1 rRNA gene is annotated in these 1,056 nt (G+C 51.1%); it reads right to left on the bottom strand.

The features are described 5' to 3' along the window. Nucleotides 1-1,056 (bottom strand): 23S ribosomal RNA (locus AC979_RS00210); the annotation flags it as partial.

Here is a 1,056-nt window from a genome sequence, read left to right as displayed (position 1 = left end):
ACAGGGAGAACTCATCTCTTGGCAAGTTTCGTGCTTAGATGCTTTCAGCACTTATCTCTTCCGCACTTAGCTACCCGGCAATGCGTCTGGCGACACAACCGGAACACCAGTGGTGCGTCCACTCCGGTCCTCTCGTACTAGGAGCAGCCCCAATCAATTCTCCAACGCCCACGGCAGATAGGGACCGAACTGTCTCACGACGTTCTAAACCCAGCTCGCGTACCACTTTAAATGGCGAACAGCCATACCCTTGGGACCTACTTCAGCCCCAGGATGTGATGAGCCGACATCGAGGTGCCAAACACCGCCGTCGATATGAACTCTTGGGCGGTATCAGCCTGTTATCCCCGGAGTACCTTTTATCCGTTGAGCGATGGCCCTTCCATTCAGAACCACCGGATCACTATGACCTACTTTCGTACCTGCTCGACTTGTCTGTCTCGCAGTTAAGCTTGCTTATACCATTGCACTAACCTGACGATGTCCGACCGTCATTAGCAAACCTTCGTGCTCCTCCGTTACTCTTTGGGAGGAGACCGCCCCAGTCAAACTACCCACCAGACACTGTCCGAGACCACGTTTCGTAATCTTCGTTAGAACATCAAACGTTAAAGGGTGGTATTTCAAGGACGACTCCATAATCACTGGCGTGACTACTTCAAAGTCTCCCACCTATCCTACACATCAAAATTCAATGTTCAGTGTCAAGCTATAGTAAAGGTTCACGGGGTCTTTCCGTCTAGCCGCGGGTACACCGCATCTTCACGGCGATTTCAATTTCACTGAGTCTCGGGTGGAGACAGCCTGGCCATCATTATGCCATTCGTGCAGGTCGGAACTTACCCGACAAGGAATTTCGCTACCTTAGGACCGTTATAGTTACGGCCGCCGTTTACTGGGGCTTCGATCAGGAGCTTCTCTTTCGATTACACCATCAATTAACCTTCCAGCACCGGGCAGGCATCACACCCTATACGTCCACTTTCGTGTTTGCAGAGTGCTGTGTTTTTAATAAACAGTTGCAGCCAGCTGGTATCTTCGACCGGTTCAACCTTC

This window comes from Parahaemophilus parainfluenzae (assembly GCF_001053575.1).
In the GTDB taxonomy this organism is placed as follows: Bacteria; Pseudomonadota; Gammaproteobacteria; order Enterobacterales; family Pasteurellaceae; genus Haemophilus_D; species Haemophilus_D parainfluenzae_S.
Note: the sequence above shows the minus strand (reverse complement) of the source record. Positions and strands in the feature narration are given on the sequence as shown.